Below are 17,823 nucleotides of genomic sequence, written 5' to 3'. Positions count from 1 at the left end.
GCCCGACGGACGCCACCGCCCTGGCGCAGCGCCGGCGGCTTCCGTTGACCACGCGGTGCCGGCAGGCCCTGGTTCCGAGGTGGGCGATGCAGTTCCGCGTCCGGAAAGACCCTTGAGGCCCAGCCGGATGTGGTATGTCGTCATCGTCCCGTGACGGTGAGCGACGGCAACGGCAGAACCGACAGCAGTGTCACCAGTGTTTGCACTGTCGGCCGCCGTAACATTATCAGCTGTTTCCCTTGTGTTCTGGCGGCGTAACGAGCGCCACATCCAAGGGCCCAACGGCCGCACGGCCGCCGGGCTGTTCTTCCCACGAGCGGGAAGAACAGCCCGGCTTTCGTGCCGGCGGAAGCCTACGACGCGTCGGTGGGCGTCTCGCCTGCGGCCTTGGCGACGGCCTTCTTCGTCGTCGCCTTCTTCGTCGGCGCCTTCTTGGCCGTCGCCTTCTTGGCCACGGTCTTCTTCGCCGCCGTCTTCTTGGCGACGGCGGCCTTCTTGGCCGGTGCCTTCTTCGCAGCCGTCTTGCGCGGTGCCCGCTTCTTCGGCTCCGCCTGCTCAGCCTCGCTGGTCCCCGTCTCCACCTCGGCCGCCGCCTGCTGCGCCTCGGCGGTCGCGGACTGCTCCGGCTGCGCCTCGGCGGCCGGGACGACCACGACCGCGGCCTCCTCGCCGGAGGACGGCGCGCCCGCGGGGGCGGACACCCTGCGCGTGGCACGACGCCGGACCGGCGGGGCCGGCTCCTGGACCTCCGCCACGGGCTCCGGCTCGGGGGCCGGGGCCGGGACTGCCGTCTCCGCCGCGGGGACGACCACGGTGGCCGCCTCACCGGCGGGGGCGCTCGGCGCGGTGGCCTTGCGGGTCGCCCGGCGCCGGCCGCGGACCGGTGCGACGGGCTCCTCGACCTCGGCGGTGCCCACGACGACGGAAGCCTCGACGACGGTGGGCGTCGCGGACTCCGCCACCTGAGGCTCGGTGACCGGGGCGACCGACGGGACGACGGTGACGATCTCGGCCGTCGCGTCCGGTGAGATCACCGGAGCGGTGACCCGCCGCGAGGCACGCCGCCGGGAACGGCGCCCGGCCGCGGCCTCGGCCTCCGCCGGGCTGCCGTACCACTCCTCGTCCCCACCGACCGCGGGCACCAGCTCGGCCTCGGCGACCACGACCGGCTCCAGCTCCGGAGCCTCCTGCGCGGCCTCCTCGGCCTCGGTGACGACGGTCGTCTCCGCGGCCGCCGGCTCCTCCCCCGCGCCGCCGCGACGGCGCTTGCGCTTGCCGCCGCCACCGGCCGCCGTGGCCTGGTCCATGTGCACGATGACGCCGCGGCCGTTGCAGTGCACGCAGGTCTCGGAGAAGGACTCCAGCAGGCCCTGGCCGACCCGCTTGCGGGTCATCTGCACCAGACCCAGCGAGGTGACCTCGGCCACCTGGTGCTTGGTGCGGTCCCGGCCCAGGCACTCCAGCAGCCGGCGCATGACGAGGTCGCGGTTGGACTCCAGCACCATGTCGATGAAGTCGATCACGATGATGCCGCCCAGGTCGCGCAGCCGCAGCTGGCGCACGATCTCCTCGGCCGCCTCCAGGTTGTTCCTGGTGACCGTCTCCTCCAGGTTGCCGCCCTGACCGGTGAACTTGCCGGTGTTGACGTCGATGACGACCATCGCCTCGGTCCGGTCGATCACCAGCGAACCGCCGCTCGGCAGCCACACCTTGCGGTCCAGCGCCTTCAGCAGCTGCTCGTCGATCCGGTAGGTGGCGAACACGTCGACCTCAGAGGTCCAGCGGCTCAGCCGCCCGGCCAGGTCAGGCGCGACATGCGAGACGTAGCCGTGGATGGTCTCCCAGGCGGTGTCGCCGCTGACGATGACCTTGGTGAAGTCCTCGTTGAAGATGTCGCGGACGACCCGGACGGTCATGTCCGGCTCACCGTAGAGCAGCGACGGGGCGTTGCCGCTCTTGGCCTTCTTCTGGATCTCCTCCCACTGAGCCTGAAGCCGCTCGACGTCACGGCGCAGCTCGTCCTCACTCGCGCCCTCGGCGGCGGTGCGCACGATGACGCCCGCGTCCTCCGGGACGATCTTCTTGAGGATCTGCTTCAGCCGGGCGCGCTCGGTGTCGGGCAGCTTGCGGCTGATGCCGGTCATCGAGCCCTCGGGCACGTAGACCAGATAGCGGCCCGGCAGCGAGACCTGGCTGGTCAGGCGGGCGCCCTTGTGGCCGATCGGGTCCTTGGTGACCTGGACCAGCACCGACTGGCCGGACTTGAGGGCCGCCTCGATGCGCCGCGGGCCGTTGCCCATGCCCAGCGCCTCGAAGTTGACCTCACCGGCGTACAGGACGGCGTTGCGGCCCTTGCCGATGTCGACGAACGCGGCCTCCATGGACGGGAGCACGTTCTGGACCTTGCCCAGGTAGACGTTGCCGACGTACGAGGTGGCCTGCTCCTTGTTGACGTAGTGCTCGACGAGGACGTCGTCCTCCAGCACGCCGATCTGCGTCCGGTCGCCGTTCTCGCGGACGACCATGACGCGCTCGACCGCCTCGCGGCGGGCCAGGAACTCGGCCTCGGTGATGATCGGCACACGCCGGCGGCCCTGCTCGCGGCCCTCGCGGCGCCGCTGCTTCTTGGCCTCGAGACGGGTGGAGCCCTTGATGGACTGCACCTCGTCGACCGGCTCGGCCGGCTTGCGCGGCTCACGGATCTTGACGACCGTGCGCTCCGGGGCGTCCTCGCCCAGGCTCTCCTCGGTCGTGCCCTCGCCGCCACGGCGGCGACGACGGCGACGACGGCGGCTGGTGCTGCTCTCCGCGTCCTGGTGCTCGTCCTCCTCGGACTCGTCCGCGGCGCCCTCGCCCTCGGCCTCCTCGTCCTCGCCGGCGCTCTCCTCGTCGTCGGCTGCCTCGCCGCGACGACGACGGCGGCCACCACGACGACGACGGCGGGACGTCCGCTCGCCGCCCTCGCCCTCGTGCTCCTCGGCCTCGTGCTCCTCGGCCCCGGCCTCCCCCTCGTCCTCGTGGACGGCCTCGGGCTCCTCGTCGGCGTGCTCCGTCACGGCCGTCTGCGCGGCCTCCACGGCCTCCACGGGCTCGCCACGACGACGGCGACGACGCCGACGCGCGCCGGCGTACTCCTCGGCCTCCGCCTCGGCCTCGGCCTCGTGCTCCTCCGGCTCCTCGTGCTCCGCGGGCTGCCCGGCCTGAGCCGGGGCAGGGGCCTGGAACACCGGTGCCTGGAAGACAGCCATGGGCGGCCGCACGACCCGGCGACGGCCACGCGTGGGAGCGGGCTCGGCCTCGGCTTCCGGGCCGACCTCGGCTTCCGGACCGGCCTCGGGCTCGGCACCCTGTGCCTCCCGGACCTCGACGACGATGGCGTCCTCGGGGACGCCGAACGCCTCCGCGACGGCCGCGACCGCGGCGACGCGGGCCTTCTCGACGGTGTCGCCGTAGCCACGGATCTCGTAGGCGTCCTCGACCTCGACGGCCCAGCCGGAGCCGTCCGGGACAGCCTTGGCGGTGTAGGTGCGCTGCTCCGGGGCACCGCCCTCGGCGGCCCCGGCCTCGGTCTCCGCCTCGTCACGCGGCGCGAGCGCGCCCGGCTTCAGACGGCGCGAACCGTCGTCGGCGGCGAGGAAGGAGGCGGCCGGAGCCGTACGCCGGCGCGAACGGGTGCTCCTGGTCTTCTCGGCCTGCGGCTGCTCGGCCTTCCTCCGCTTCGGCCGCTCCGCGGGCTCCTCCTGCAGGGCCTTCGCGGGCGCGTCGGCGGCGGCCACGGCCGTGGCCTCGGCCGGCTCGGGGCTGGCCACCTTGCGCGTGGCACGGCGACGGGTGCGCGCCGGAGCCGCCGGCTGCTCGGCCTGCTCCACCCCGGCGGCGGCCTCGGCGTGCAGCGGCAGGTCGGCCTGGAGTTCCTTGGCCTGCGTGTCGGCGGCGGCCGCGGGGCCGGCCGTCTCCTCGGCGGCCGGGGCCGCCTCGGGGCTGGCCACCTTCCGCGTGGCACGGCGACGGGTACGGGCCGGAGCCGCCGGCTCCTCGGCCTGCTCCGCCCCGGAGGTCTCGGTGGCAGAAGTCTGCGCGGCGGGGGCCTCGACGGCCGCCGCGGGAGCGGTGGCCTTCCGCGGCGCGCGGCGGCGGGCCGGGGCGGGGGCGGCCTCGGCCGTCTCCTCCACGGACCCGGCCGGCTGCGGCTCCGGGGCGGCGGCCTTGCGGGTCGCCCGGCGGCGGGTGCGCGGCGGGGCAGGCTCCGCCTCGGACTCGGCGGAAGGCGTTTCGGCCGGTATGGCCGGCGACTCGGCAGCCCCCGCGGGGACGCCGGACATCACGTCCTGGGCGGCCTCGCCGGCCGCGGGCGGTCCCGCGGGGCGGCTGGCCGCTCGGCGACGGCGGCGCGGAGCGGCCGTCGCCTCGGTGTCGGTGCCGCCGGAGGCGGCTTCAGTGGCGCCGTTCTCGGGCGCCTCGTTCGGCTCGTTGTGCTCGAGCATGCGGGCATTTCTCCCGTCACGCTCCCGGGCGCCGCGTCCTTGTCCGGTTCGCGGCGGTCCGCGTCATCGCGGTTCCGCCGCCCGGGGGCGCGGGCGCCACACGGGAGCTGTCGTATCGCTCGTCGGCACCGACCTGACGGGCCGACGAAAGTCTCGTCTGATGTGTGCTGCCGGACCCGGGTTTCCCCAGATGCGTCGGCCGCACCACGACGACGGTCCTAGGCGGAGCCCTCCGGCACCGTCGCGGCATCGCGGTCGGGCGCGAGCGGATCGGTCACCGTGCCGGTCTCCTCGTCGAGCGGCCCCTGCGCCAGCCTGGTCACCGCAACGGGGACCGGCGGCGCGAGGTCGGCCACCGCGCGGAGGCCGGACAGGACGTCGTCGGGTCGTACGGCAGGTGTCACATGCCGAACAACCAGCCGCAGTATCGCACAAGCTGCTGGTGCCGGCCTATCGGCATCCTGTTCGAGAATGCCGTCCTTGGCCCCGGCCACCTGCGGATCGACCGCTTCGAGCCGGGTCACGGCCTGGCGCGCGTCGAAAGTCCGCACGCCGTTCTTCGTCATCCGCTGGACCTCGACGGCCCCGGCGGCCAGGAACGCCGCCACGGCCCGCTCGGCCGCGGCGTGCTCCACACCGTCCAGCCGCAGCTGCCACACGGACGCCTCCAGCCGCTCGGCGAGACCCGACGTACGGGCCTCCACGGCCTCGACCACGTCGAGGCCGGCCGGCAGTGACTCGTCCAGCAGCAGGCGCAGCTTCTCCGGCTCACGTGCCTCGGTGAGCGCGATCTCCAGGTACTCGGCCTCGCTCGCCACGCCGGTGGGTGCGGCGTTGGCGTACGAGACCTTGGGGTGCGGGGTGAAGCCCGCCGAGTACGCCATGGGCACCTCGGCGCGGCGCAACGCCCGCTCGAATGCGCGCTGGAAGTCGCGGTGGCTGGTGAACCGGAGGCGGCCGCGCTTGGTGTAGCGCAGTCGGATGCGCTGCACCGCGGGTGCGGGCGGCGGGCCTTCGGGCTGTCGCTTGCCCAGTGTCGTTCAGTCCCTCGTGCGTCTGGTCACCCCGGACGGGGTTGCTTGTGTCTTCCAGATTACTGGGGGTCGCGGCCTTCCGGTTCCGCACGGCGCCCGCCGCGCTCCAACGGTCGCGGCGCGCCGGTCAACGCGGTGCGCAGATCGGCGCGCAGGCCGCGCACGGTCTCCCGCACCGCGGCCAGGGCCTCGCACACCGCCCGGCCCGCGTCGGCAGCCGCCCGCCGTACCGGCCGCCACACGGGCAGCACCAAGGCGCGCCACGCCCAGGCCACCGGAACCACCAGGACCGTGGTGGCCAGCCATTTCAGTGCCCGCCCCGCGGCCCGCGACACGTGACCCGCCACGCGCCAGGCCACCAGCAGGGCGTCCCGGACCTCCAGGGCGACCGGAACGAGCACCCGGCGCCACAGGAGGAGCAGCGGGGTCGCGACCACCCACCGCACCAGCCACGCCACCGCCACGGCCGACGGGACCAGGACGTAGCGGTACACCGCTACCGCCGGAACCACGACGAGCACCCGGACCGCCCACCGGGCCAGCCACACCGCCCCGGCCGCCAGCGGTACCAGGACATGGCGGTACAGCGCTGCCACGGGCACCACCAGCAGCGTCCGGACCGCCCACACCGCCCCCGCGCCGGCCGCCCGCCCCAACGGGACGAGCACGTATTGCCACAGCGCCACCGCCGGCACCACCACCAGCACGGAGACCGCCCACGCCACGGCGACGACGACGGCCCGCCCCACCGGCGCCAGCACATACCGCCACACCGCCACCGCCGGCACCACCACCGTGTACCGGACCAGCCCCCGCACCGCCCACACCACGGCCCGCCCCGCCGGCGCCAGCACGTACCGCCACACCGCCACCGCGGGCACCACCACCAGCACGGAGACCGCCCACGCCACGGCGACGACGACGGCCCGCCCCACCGGCGCCAGCACATACCGCCACACCGCCACCGCCGGCACCACCATCAGCACCCGGACCAGCCACCTGCCGAACCGGCCCAGCGCCCGGCCCGCCAGTGTCAGCACGTCCCACGCCATGCGCAGCGGAAGCACGACCACCAGCGCGACGATCCGCGCCGGCATCCTGATCGCCACCGTCAGACAGCCGTCCCCGTTTCCGCCGTATCCACCGGCGCTCCCCCGTTCCCGCATGCCCGAACGTTACGCCCGGAAGCCCGCCTTCCTCTCCCGTCGGCCGAACCGCCGACGCCCCGGCTTCCCCACGGGCGGAGCGGGAGGACGACGCGCCCCCGGCCCTGACGTCAACCGCCGTGCGCGACGCCGCCTGACGATTGTTCGCCTCTCCCGTACGCACGAGGAGGACTCTCTGCGTGCCGTGCGGCGGGGGCCTCGGGTACGCCGCACGCTCCTGAGCTGAAGTACCGGTGACGCCCGTTCCCGTCGGCTCCGCGTGTGAGCGTGATCCTGGTCGACTGATCGCAGGGGGCCCTGCCGAGGGCGGCCGAGGGGCGGTGGACCCGTTCGCCGTAAACCTGCTGATCCAGGTGGCTGATCTTTCGGGTTTTCAGGTAATCGCCCGGTTGGTTGTGGCAAACCTTCACCACCGATCAGAAGAGGGGGCTGCATGGGCCATGCGGGCCCAGGGACCGCAGAACAGGAGTAGCGCGAGCATGTCCGACTCGAACCGTGTCACCTCGACTGGCGTGCCAAGAGATTCGCGTGGCCCATCAGAGGTCTTCCGGCGGTGACGGGAGCGGACCCGAGCAGACCCGCGCCACTTCGGGGGCTCCGGTCCCCACAACCGAAAGCCCCGCCAGGCCCAGTACCACGAGGGAACGCGTTCACCGGTGACAGTCGGAGCTCAGGAGACCGGATCGATCTCGACGTGCTCTACGGGAACCTGATCACCGAGAAGGGGCGTGCACCATCAGCCGCATTGAATGCAAGGCATTCAATGCGGCAGCAGCCTGCAGCCAAGGGTCCACCTGAGTGCCGGGCACTCCCCTGAGCCGCCCCTGACGCCGGCCTCTACAGATTGGCCGATGGTCGAGCCCGCCAGATCCGTCCACACCAAAGCCAGACATCAGCAAAGGATGTCCCATGTTCGTACACGCAGGCCGCCTGGCCCGTACCGCAATACTCACCCTGCTTCTCGCCGCCGCCGCTGCGGCACCCGCCCTGCCACTGAGCCCCGCGGCAAGCCGTCCCGCTGACGTCGCGAACGTGGCAGCCGCGGCCCCAAGGGCTCCTTCGGCAGGCGTGGCGGTCATTTACCGGATTCCGGGGAGGCCGTATTTCCGGGTCCACAATGCCCTCTTGCTCGAGGCGCGACCCGGTGTGGGCCTCAAGATCGCTCACGTGGGAGTCTGGCCTGCCAACACGAGGAGGCCCACTGTCCAGGAATTCTGGGTCTGCTACCAGCCCCAGAGTGCAGGATGCCCAACGCCGAAGAGGACGAATTGGCAACTCAATTCGTTCCACAGGTACAGCAATCAGCCATGTCCCACCAGGGCAGGCGTGACCTATTGCCCTGGGCCCTTTATCGCCTACAGGTCGCCGGCCGGCACCCATAACGGCGCGTTCGCGTGCTGGCGGCCCACTGGCAGCGCGTCATGCAGCAGGACATGGCCGGGGGACAACAGGATCTTCCAGAGCTCCGGCACGCTCGTGGTCCTGCATTATGCGAATCCAACGCCGCCCGCAAATGCTCCCCAGATGAACAGGGGCTCGTACGCGACCGCCCCGGGGCAGTTCAGGTTCGAAGTGCGCGCTGTCCCCGGCCCGGTGTCGGCACAGCGAATCTGCTACCTGCGCCATACTTGCTGACGTGAATCGCCGCGGCGAAATCCTGACTGCCAGGACGTGGCGGTCCGCCTCGTTGCACTGGGGAGGTCATCCCCCACCCCTTCGCCGCCGACGGGGAACCGACGAAATGTCGTTCCCGAAGTGACGGCAAGCGCTGGCGAGATGAGCCGAGCCGGGAGCTGCTGCGCGCTGTCGGCGCCCGCACATCATGTGACGTGACGGCTGCTGACGCGCGCCTTGGCCCGGGAGTCAGTCCGAGCCCGGCAGTTCCTGGCCGGCGGGGAACGGCGCCCCACCGATGCGGACACCCGCCGCGGCCAGGGTCCTGAGTCGCCTCACCGCCCCACTCTTCGTCCGCGGGGCCAGAGACGGTGGAGACGTCGCCCTGCACGACGAACGAGCCGGAGGCGGCGCGGTGGACGTTCGGGCAGTCCCCCTGCCCGCAGTCGCCGCCGTCGGTGCTGCCGGTGAGCCGTGGGAGTTCTCCGCGCGCCATGCTGAACCCCCTCTCGCGACCGTACGAGGGAGGTGGACACGTCGTCCATGCGGGAACGCGCCCATGCGCGTTGTCGCATGAACAGGACCCTGGAAACGCCGAGAGGCGCCCGGACCGGATCGTCCGAACACCTCTCTTCGCCTACACCCACTCGACCGCCGAGACGATGCCCGAGTCCTGCCGAGGGGCGGGGAGCGGCGAACGCCGCGTGGGGCGGGGTGCCTGCTCGCGCTCCTTCACTCCGAGCCCTCGAAGGGCTTCGGCGCGGTCCGCCTCGGGTACCTCGGCAAGCGCCTCAGCCATCCACTGGATGGCATCGCCGCTGGTCACGACTACTTCTTGACCGTGAGCGGGAGCAGCTTCTTGCCGGTGGGGCCGATTTGTATAGCCGTGTCCATCTGAGGACACACCCCGCAATCGAAGCACGGCGTCCAGCGGCAGTCCTCGACCTCGGTCTCGTCGAGGGCGTCCTGCCAGTCCTCCCAGAGCCAGTCCTTGTCCAGGCCGGAGTCCAGGTGGTCCCAGGGCAGCACCTCCTCGTAGCTGCGCTCGCGCGTGGTGTACCAGGCGAGGTCGACGCCCTGCTCCGGGAGCGCCTTCTCGCACATGCGGATCCAGCGGTCGTAGGAGAAGTGCTCGCGCCAGCCGTCGAAGCGGCCGCCGTCCTCGTAGACGGCGCGGATGACCGCGCCCACGCGGCGGTCGCCGCGGGAGAGCAGGCCCTCGATGATGCCGGGCTTGCCGTCGTGGTAGCGGAAGCCGATGTTGCGGCTGTACTTCCGGTCGCCGCGGATGGCGTCGCGCAGCTTCTCCAGGCGGGCGTCGGTCTCCTCGACGCCGAGCTGCGGGGCCCACTGGAACGGGGTGTGCGGCTTGGGCACGAAGCCGCCGATCGACACCGTGGCGCGGATGTCGTTCTGGCCGGTGACCTCGCGGCCCTTGGCGATGACGTTCTTCGCCATGTCGGCGATCTGCAGGACGTCCTCGTCGGTCTCGGTGGGCAGACCGCACATGAAGTACAGCTTCACCTGACGCCAGCCGTTGCCGTAGGCGGTGGCGACGGTGCGGATCAGGTCCTCCTCCGAGACCATCTTGTTGATGACCTTGCGGATGCGCTCGGATCCGCCCTCGGGGGCGAAGGTGAGGCCCGAGCGGCGGCCGTTGCGGGTCAGCTCGTTGGCCAGGTCGATGTTGAAGGCGTCGACACGGGTGGAGGGGAGGGACAGGCCGATCTTGTCCTCCTCGTACCGGTCGGCGAGGCCCTTGGCCACGTCGGCGATCTCGGAGTGGTCGGCGGAGGACAGGGACAGGAGGCCGACCTCCTCGAACCCGGTGGCCTTCAGGCCCTTGTCGACCATCTCGCCGATGCCGGTGATGCTGCGCTCGCGCACCGGGCGGGTGATCATGCCGGCCTGGCAGAAGCGGCAGCCCCGCGTGCAGCCGCGGAAGATCTCCACGGACATGCGCTCGTGGACCGTTTCCGCGAGCGGCACCAGCGGCTGCTTGGGGTACGGCCATTCGTCGAGGTCCATGACGGTGTGCTTGGACACCCGCCACGGCACGCCGGACCGGTTGGGGACGACGCGGGCGATCCGGCCGTCGGCCAGGTACTCCACGTCGTAGAACCTCGGCACGTACACCCCGCCGGTGCGGGCCAGGCGGAACAGCAGCTCGTCGCGGCCGCCGGGGCGGCCCTCGGCCTTCCAGGCGCGGATCACGTCGGTGATCTCGAGGACGGCCTGCTCGCCGTCGCCGATCACGGCGGCGTCCAGGAAGTCCGCGATGGGCTCCGGGTTGAAGGCCGCGTGGCCGCCGGCGAGCACGATCGGGTCGTCCTCGGTGCGGTCCCGGGCCTCGAGCGGGATGCCCGCGAGGTCCAGGGCCGTGAGCATGTTGGTGTAGCCGAGCTCCGTGGAGAAGCTGAGGCCGAACACGTCGAAGGCCTTGACGGGGCGGTGCGCGTCCACGGTGAACTGCGGCACGCCGTGCTCGCGCATGAGCCCCTCGAGGTCGGGCCACACGCTGTACGTGCGCTCCGCGAGGACCCCCTCGCGCTCGTTGAGCACCTCGTAGAGGATCATGACGCCCTGGTTGGGCAGCCCGACCTCGTAGGCGTCCGGGTACATCAGGGACCAACGAACGTCGCACTCGTCCCAGGGCTTGACGGTGGAGTTCAGTTCCCCGCCGACGTACTGGATCGGCTTCTGCACATGCGGCAGCAGGGCCTCGAGCTGGGGGAAGACCGACTCGACAGGCATCAGAGGTGTCTTTCGTGAGCTGGCAAGGGTGACCATTCAGCGTAACGCGTCACGGCGGGCTTCCCGGCCGCGTTCCGCGCGGCGGCGGGTGCCTGGTGGTGGTCGTCCCCGCGGGCTTAATAAACGCCCTCGCGGGCTCAACCGGCCAGCTTGCCGCGGTCGGCCCTGGGCCAGTCCTTCGGAAGTCGCCGCTCGACCGCGGCGGCGCGGTCGCGTTCCAGCTGGTAGAGCGCGCCGTACGGGAAGGTGTCCTCGCCGGCCCCGCGGGCGTCGGAGGCGAGGCGGAGGACGGCCTCGCGGCAGATGACGCTGTCCTGGTGCTCGCCCAGGAGCTGCTGGACGGCCTTCATGCGCTTGGTGTGCTCCTTGGCGGGCTTGCGCAGCGCCGGGACGGCCTGGGCGGCCTCGCCGCTGTAGCGGGCGCGTTTGGCGGCCTTGCGGGCGTCGTGGAGGGCGAGGTCACGCTCGTGGCCGGGTTCCATCTCCAGGGCCGGCTCGACGCGCCGGCGCAGCCGCCGGTGGTCGCGGCTGACGGCCTTGGCGACGGCGTCGGCCGCGGGGGCCGCGGCCGCGTCGAGCAGGGGCGGGTCGGCGAGCAGGGACTCCAGGGTGTCCAGGAGCCGGAAGTAGCGCCCGCCGCCGAGTTCGCGCAGCAGCTCCTCGCGGGCGCCCTCGTGGACGGGGGCGTCACCGCCGATGCGCGCGGTGAGGACTTCCGTGACGAGTTCTTCCGGCAGTTCGGCCAGGCGGTCGCGGAGGCGGTCGGCGAGGACCTCGCGGTCGCGTTCCAGGCCCAGCACCCCGGCGAGCCACTTCAGTTCGTCGCCGATGGGGTCGGTCACGCCGCGGTCGAGTTCGCGGCGGAAGGACTTGAGGGCGCTGCGCAGCCGTCGGGTGGAGACGCGCATCTGGTGGACGGAGTCCGGCTCGTCGCGGCGGACCTCCGGGTCCCAGCCGGTGATCGCGGCGACCTGCTCGTGCATGTAGGCCAGGGCGACGTCCCCGGCGGTGTCGGTCTTGGCCGGCGGCTGCGGTGGCTCGGGTGCGGCGGTCAGGCGCTCGCCGAGGGCGCGGGCGAGCTTGGAGGGGGACTTCGAGCGCCGCAGCCCTGCCGCGCGGAGCCGCTTCTCGACGGCGTCGAGCAGGGCGGTGTCGCCGTCGAGGAGTTCGGTCTCGACCTCGGTCCAGGCCCTCTCCGATCCGTCGCCGTGGTCGAGGACGGTCGCGCGGACCTGGTCGTGGGCGATCTCCACCAGGGGGGCGCCCTGGGCGTCGACGAGGTGCACCCGCTTGCGGGTGTTGCGCAGCCGGACGACGGGGACGAGGTCCCGGTCGCGGACGATCGCGGCGACCTCGGCGAGCAGGGACTTGGGGACCCTGGGGCCGCCCTTGCGGCCCTGCTTGCCGAGCGGCGCGTGCACCTCGGTGCGGGTGTCGGCCTGTGAGCTCGGCAGTTTCAGGTGCCAGCCCGCGTCGTCGCCGCCGGTGCGGCGGCGCAGCGTGATCCGGTGGGTGGCCAGCCGCAGGTCGGAGGTGTCGACGTACACGGCGTCCAGTTCGGCCGGTGCCAGGACGCGCACCGCCGCGACTCCGGGCAGGCCTTCGAGATCGGGCTCACCACTCTGCTCGGCGGCCTCGTACTTGCGCTCGGTCTCCACCACACGCTTCCCCATGTCAGGAACGTAATCGCGGGTTCGCCGGGCCGCAATGGTGCGGTCACCCGGTGGACGGGTCAGGCCGACATGGGCCGTTTCATATGGATGGCCTGCAGCAGCCCGATCGCGATCCAGACGGCGAACATCGAGGATCCGCCGTACGAGACGAACGGCAGCGGCAGACCGGCCACGGGCATGATGCCGAGGGTCATCCCGATGTTCTCGAAGGACTGGAAGGCGAACCAGGCGACGATGCCCGCCGCGATGATCGTGCCGTACAGGTCGGTGGCGTTACGGGCGATCCGGCAGCCACGCCACATGATCACGCCCAGCAGTACGATGATCAAGGCCGCCCCGACGAAGCCGAGTTCCTCCCCCGCCACGGTGAAGACGAAGTCGGTCTGCTGCTCGGGTACGAACTGCCCCGTGGTCTGGCTGCCCTCGAACAGGCCCTTGCCGAGCAGTCCGCCGGAGCCGATGGCGATGCGCGCCTGGTTGGTGTTGTAGCCGACACCCGCGGGGTCGAGGGCGGGGTTCGCGAAGGCCGCGAAGCGGTCGATCTGGTACTGGTCCAGGACGCCGAGCTGCCAGACCGCGATCGCGCCGCCCGCGCCCGCCGCGATCAGGCCGAGGACCCAGCGGTTGGAGGCGCCGGAGGCCAGCAGCACGCCGAGCACGATGACCGCCATCACCATGACCGAGCCGAGGTCGGGCATCAGCATGACGATCGCCATCGGCAGTATGGCGAACCCGAGCGACTGGGCGACCGTCCGGTGGTCGGGGAAGAGCCGGTCGCCCGCGTCGACCCGGGCGGACAGCATCATCGCCATGCCCAGGATGATGGTGATCTTGGTGAACTCGGACGGCTGCAGCGAGAAGCCGCCGCCCAGCACGATCCACGCGTGGGCGCCGTTGACCGTGGAGCCCAGCGGCGTCAGCACCGCGGTCACCAGCAGCACCGAGACGGCGTAGAGCACCGGCACCGCGCCCCGCAGCCGGCGGTGGCCCAGCGCCACCGTGCCGGCGGCGAGGGCGAAGCCGATGGCGGTGTTGAGCATGTGCCGCAGCAGGAAGTAGTACGGGTCCCCGTGGGTGAGTTCCGTACGGTTGCGCGTCGCGGAGAACACCAGCGCCGTGCCGATCAGGGACAGCGCGAGGGCGGCGCCGAGCAGCAGCCAGTCCATCCGGCGCAGTATCGAGTCCCGGGCCAGGAGTTTGCCCAGGGTGCCGCGCTCGGGGGTGAAGCGCCGCGCGCCGTAGCCGTGCGCGCTCATGACAGGTACCTCCTGCCCGCCAGGAGCTTCCCGGTGCGGTCCGGGGGCAGCGCGGCGGCCGTCTGCACGGTGGCCTGCGGCGCGGACGGCATCTGCGGCACGTCGGCCCAGGAGGCCTTGGTGACCCGGATGGTGCCGTCGGAGTCGATCTTCGGCAGCTTGGTCAGCGGATGCGGGAGCAGCGCCTTCTTGGTGTCGATCGACCCGTCCTTCTGGACGCCGTACATCGCCTCGTAGATCTTGCGGACGGCCGGACCGGAACCACCGGAACCGGTACCGCCCTGGGAGATCGTCATGACGATCGCGTAGTCCTTGCTGTACGTGGTGAACCACGAGGTGGTCTGCTTGCCGGCGACCTCCGCGGTACCGGTCTTGGCGTGCAGCGGGATCTTGTCCTGCGGCCAGCCGCCGAACCGCCACGCGGCCGTACCGCGGGTGACGACGCCCTCGAGGGCCTCGTTGATGTACTTCAGCGTCTTCTTGGTGGCCGGGGCCTTGCCGTTGACCTTCGGCTTGATCCGGGTGACCGTCTTGCCGTCGGCGCTGATGATCGCCTTGCCGATGGTGGGCTGGTAGAGGGTGCCGCCGTTGGAGATGGCCGCGTAGATGTTCGCCATCTGGATCGGGGTGACGAGGGTGTCGCCCTGTCCGATGGCGTAGTTGACGGAGTCACCGGCGCGCATCACGTAGCCGTCGACGCAGTTCTCGCGCGCGATCTGGCTCGCGTAGTCCTGCTTGTCGCTCTTGGCGACCTTGCACCAGTAGTCCTTGTTGGCCTCGTAGTAGTCCCGCTTCCACTGCCGGTCCGGGATCCGGCCGGGCACCTCGGAGGGCAGGTCGATGCCGGTCACCGAGCCGAGGCCGTACTCCTTGGCGGTCTTGTAGAACCAGTCCTTGGGGTGCTTCTTGGGCTTGGTGCCGCCGTCCTTCAGCCACTGGTCGTACGACAGGCCGTAGAAGACGGTGTCGCAGGAGATCTCCAGGGCGTGGGCGAGGGTGATGGAGCCCGCGCTCTCCCCTTCGAAGTTGTTGAAGACGCGGCCGCCGATGGTCATCGACGAGGGGCAGGGGTAGCGCCCGTTGATGTCGTAACCGGCCCTCACCGCGGCCGAGGTGGAGATCGGCTTGAAGGTGGAGCCTGGGGCCGACTGACCCTGTATGGCCCGGTTCAGCAGCGGGAAGTTGGACTTCTTGCCGGTCAGCTTGGCGTAGTCCTTGGCTGAGATGCCGCCTACCCAGACGTTCGGGTCGTACGTGGGCGCGCTGGCCATCGCGATGACCTGGCCGGTGTGCACGTCCATGACGACGACCGCGCCGGAGTCCGCCTTGTAGAGGCTGCCGGTGACCTTGTCGAAGGTCTGCCGGGCGACCTTCATCGCCTCGGCGAGCTCCTTCTCGGCGACCGCCTGGACGCGCGCGTCGATGCTGGTCACCAGGTGGCTGCCGGGCTCTGCGGCGGTCTCGCCCGCCTTGCCGATGACCCGGCCGAGGTTGTCCACCTCGTAGCGGGTGACGCCGGCCTTGCCGCGCAGTTCGCTGTCGTAGGTGCGCTCCAGGCCGGAGCGGCCGATCTGGTCCGAGCGCAGCAGGGACTGGCCCTTCTTCTCCGCCGCGGTCAGCTCCTCGTCCGTCACGGGCGAGAGGTAGCCGAGGACCTGGGAGGCGTTGGCCCCGAACGGCGAGGTGTAGCGGCGCACCGCGGTCGGCTCCGCGGTGATGCCGGGGAAGTCCTCACGGCGCTCCATGATCTGCAGCGCCTGCTGGGTGGTGGCCTCGTCGGTGATGGGGATCGGCTGGTACGGCGAACCGTTCCAGCACGGCTTGGGGGTCTGCGAGTCGCAGAGCCGGACCTTGCCCAGGACCTCTTCCGGCTTCATGTGCAGCACGTCGGCGAGCCGGGTGAGCACCGCCTTGCCGTCGTCCTTCTGCTTGAGCAGGTCGGTGCGGCTCGCGGAGACCACCAGCCGGGTCTCGTTGTCGGCGAGCGCCACGCCCTTGTCGTCCAGGATCGACCCGCGGACGGCGGGCGCGACGACCTCCTGCACGTTGTTGCTGTTGGCCTGCGCCGTGTACTCCTGGCCGTTGCGGATCTGCAGGAACCACAGCCGCCCGCCGAGGGTGAACAGCAGGGACAGGACGAGGATCTGCAGAACCACCAGCCGGATGGTGACCCGCGGCGTCCGCCCCGTCTCCGGGATGTTGCTCAAAGCCGCCGTCCTCCCTTGGCGACGCTCCCCACCCTGCCCAGGATGCTCGAGCGCTGGCCGCCGATGCGGGCGCCGAAGCCGGGGCCGGAGGCGTCCTCCGTGAGCGAGTCGCCCTGGAACCGGCGGGCCAGTGCCATGATCCACGGCACGGTGAACGGCGCGAGCAGCAGGTCGTACACGGCGGCGGTGAACAGCAGCTTGCCCAGGCCCACGTGCTGGGCAGCGGTGTCGCCGACGAGGGCGCCCACGGCCGCGTACAGCACCGTGGAGCCGATGGCGGCGCCGACCACGACCAGCATCGGCCGGGTGGCCGACCGCAACTGCCCGCCGTCGGGCTTGACCAGGCCCGCGACGTAGCCGACGACGCACAGCACGAGGGCGTAGCGGCCCGCGGCGTGGTCGGCGGGCGGCGCGAGGTCGGCGAGCAGGCCGGCGCCGAAGCCGATGAGGCAGCCGGCCACGTGACCGTACGTCAGTGCGAGGCCGAGGACGACGAGCAGCAGCAGGTCGGGGACGGCGCCGGGCAGGTGGAGGCGGGCCAGGACGCACACCTGGACGACCATGCCGGCGACCACGAGGCCGGTGGCGAGCAGAGCGCGCTTCATCGGACCTCCTCCTGTCCGTAGAGGGAGGACTGGGAGGGGCTCCCACTGGGCGTCGCCGTGACGGTGACCGTCGGGACCGGCTTCGGGCCGGCGGGGAGCACCGAGTCACGCGGGTCCTTGCGCGGGCCCTGGACGACGACGCCGACGATGTCGAGCTTGGTGAAGCCGACGAACGGGGTGACCTCCACCGTACGGGTGAGGCCGCCGCCCGCGCGGTCGACTTTGGCGACCGTGCCGACCGGCACGCCGGGGACGAACGGCTTGTCCGCCTGCGAGCCGAAGGTGACCAGCCGGGCGCCCTTCTTCACGTGGGCCTTGCCGTTGAGGAGCTGCACCCGCATCGGCCGGTTGCCCTGACCGGTGGCGAAGCCGAGCTCCGAGGACTTCTCCAGCCGCGTGCCGACCGTGAAGTCCGGGTCGCAGGCGAGCAGGACGGTCGAGGTGGAGGGGCCGACGGTGGTGACCCGGCCGACCAGGCCGTCCCCGTTGACCACTGTCATGTCGCGCTGGATGCCGTCGTTGGCGCCGGAGTCGATGGTGACCGTCCAGGAGAAGCCCTGGGCCGCTCCTATCGCGATGACCTGCGCGCCCTTGACGCGGTACTGACCGGCTCCGGCGAGCTTGAGCAGCTTGTCGAGTTCGCGGGCCCGCTCGCGCGTGACGTCCTTGCTGCCGAGCTGCTGCTTGAGCTCGGCGTTCTCCCGCTCCAGTGCGCTGATGCGGCTGCTGCGGTCGCCGGAGTCGCGTACCGCGTCCACGGCATTGTCCACCGGGTCGACCGCGGCCGCGACCCCGTCCTCGACGGGGCCGAAGACGGCGGCCGCGGCGGACCGGGCGCCGTCCAGCGGTGAGTCCTCACCGCCGCGGATGTCGACGGTGATAAGCGCGAAAGCGATCGCCACCAGCAGCACCAGCAGAAGCCGGCTCTCTCGTGTGTCCCTCACGGGGGCCAGTCCGTGCCTTCCTCGTCAGAGCGTGTGAGCCCGTGGGCCCGATGGGCCGTCCCGGGAAGTAGAACGAGCCGGCGTAC

The 17,823-nt window shown here is 71.7% G+C and carries 10 protein-coding genes; all 10 read right to left on the bottom strand.

The window, feature by feature from the left end:
- Positions 1-353: 353 nt before the first annotated feature.
- A complete protein-coding gene (locus AC3EUJ_RS21960; RefSeq protein ID WP_431963891.1) occupies positions 354-4,484 on the bottom strand; it encodes an Rne/Rng family ribonuclease in 4,131 nt (1,376 codons plus the stop codon).
- Between the two features lie 218 nt (positions 4,485-4,702).
- On the bottom strand, positions 4,703-5,476 hold the full coding sequence (locus AC3EUJ_RS21955; protein WP_431963889.1) for a TIGR03936 family radical SAM-associated protein: 774 nt from the start codon (positions 5,474-5,476) through the stop codon (positions 4,703-4,705).
- 101 nt (positions 5,477-5,577) lie between these two features.
- Positions 5,578-6,684, bottom strand: coding sequence for a hypothetical protein (locus AC3EUJ_RS21950; RefSeq protein WP_431963887.1), 1,107 nt, complete (start codon positions 6,682-6,684; stop codon positions 5,578-5,580).
- Positions 6,685-8,935: 2,251 nt separating this feature from the next.
- On the bottom strand, positions 8,936-9,124 hold the full coding sequence (locus AC3EUJ_RS21945) for a hypothetical protein (RefSeq protein ID WP_431963885.1): 189 nt from the start codon (positions 9,122-9,124) through the stop codon (positions 8,936-8,938).
- A gap of 2 nt (positions 9,125-9,126) precedes the next feature.
- The gene (locus AC3EUJ_RS21940; RefSeq protein ID WP_431963883.1) at positions 9,127-11,052 is read right to left on the bottom strand and encodes a TIGR03960 family B12-binding radical SAM protein; all 1,926 of its coding nucleotides are present in this window, start codon (positions 11,050-11,052) and stop codon (positions 9,127-9,129) included.
- Between the two features lie 137 nt (positions 11,053-11,189).
- On the bottom strand, positions 11,190-12,725 hold the full coding sequence (locus AC3EUJ_RS21935; protein ID WP_431963881.1) for a CYTH and CHAD domain-containing protein: 1,536 nt from the start codon (positions 12,723-12,725) through the stop codon (positions 11,190-11,192).
- Positions 12,726-12,784: 59 nt separating this feature from the next.
- On the bottom strand, positions 12,785-13,981 hold the full coding sequence (rodA, locus tag AC3EUJ_RS21930; RefSeq protein ID WP_431963879.1) for a rod shape-determining protein RodA: 1,197 nt from the start codon (positions 13,979-13,981) through the stop codon (positions 12,785-12,787).
- Positions 13,978-16,188: a penicillin-binding protein 2 gene (gene mrdA / locus AC3EUJ_RS21925; RefSeq protein ID WP_431963877.1), complete on the bottom strand. Its 2,211-nt coding sequence runs from the start codon at positions 16,186-16,188 to the stop codon at positions 13,978-13,980. The genes rodA and mrdA overlap by 4 nt, the downstream gene beginning before the upstream one ends.
- A complete protein-coding gene (gene mreD, locus AC3EUJ_RS21920; RefSeq protein ID WP_431963875.1) occupies positions 16,185-16,793 on the bottom strand; it encodes a rod shape-determining protein MreD in 609 nt (202 codons plus the stop codon). Before mreD ends, mrdA begins: the two co-directional genes overlap by 4 nt.
- Positions 16,790-17,737, bottom strand: a complete 948-nt coding sequence (gene mreC, locus AC3EUJ_RS21915; protein ID WP_431963873.1) for a rod shape-determining protein MreC — start codon at positions 17,735-17,737, stop codon at positions 16,790-16,792. Before mreC ends, mreD begins: the two co-directional genes overlap by 4 nt.
- Positions 17,738-17,823: the final 86 nt, after the last annotated feature.

It is taken from the genome of Actinacidiphila sp. bgisy160 (assembly GCF_057707815.1).
This window is presented reverse-complemented; position numbering and strand designations above follow the sequence as displayed.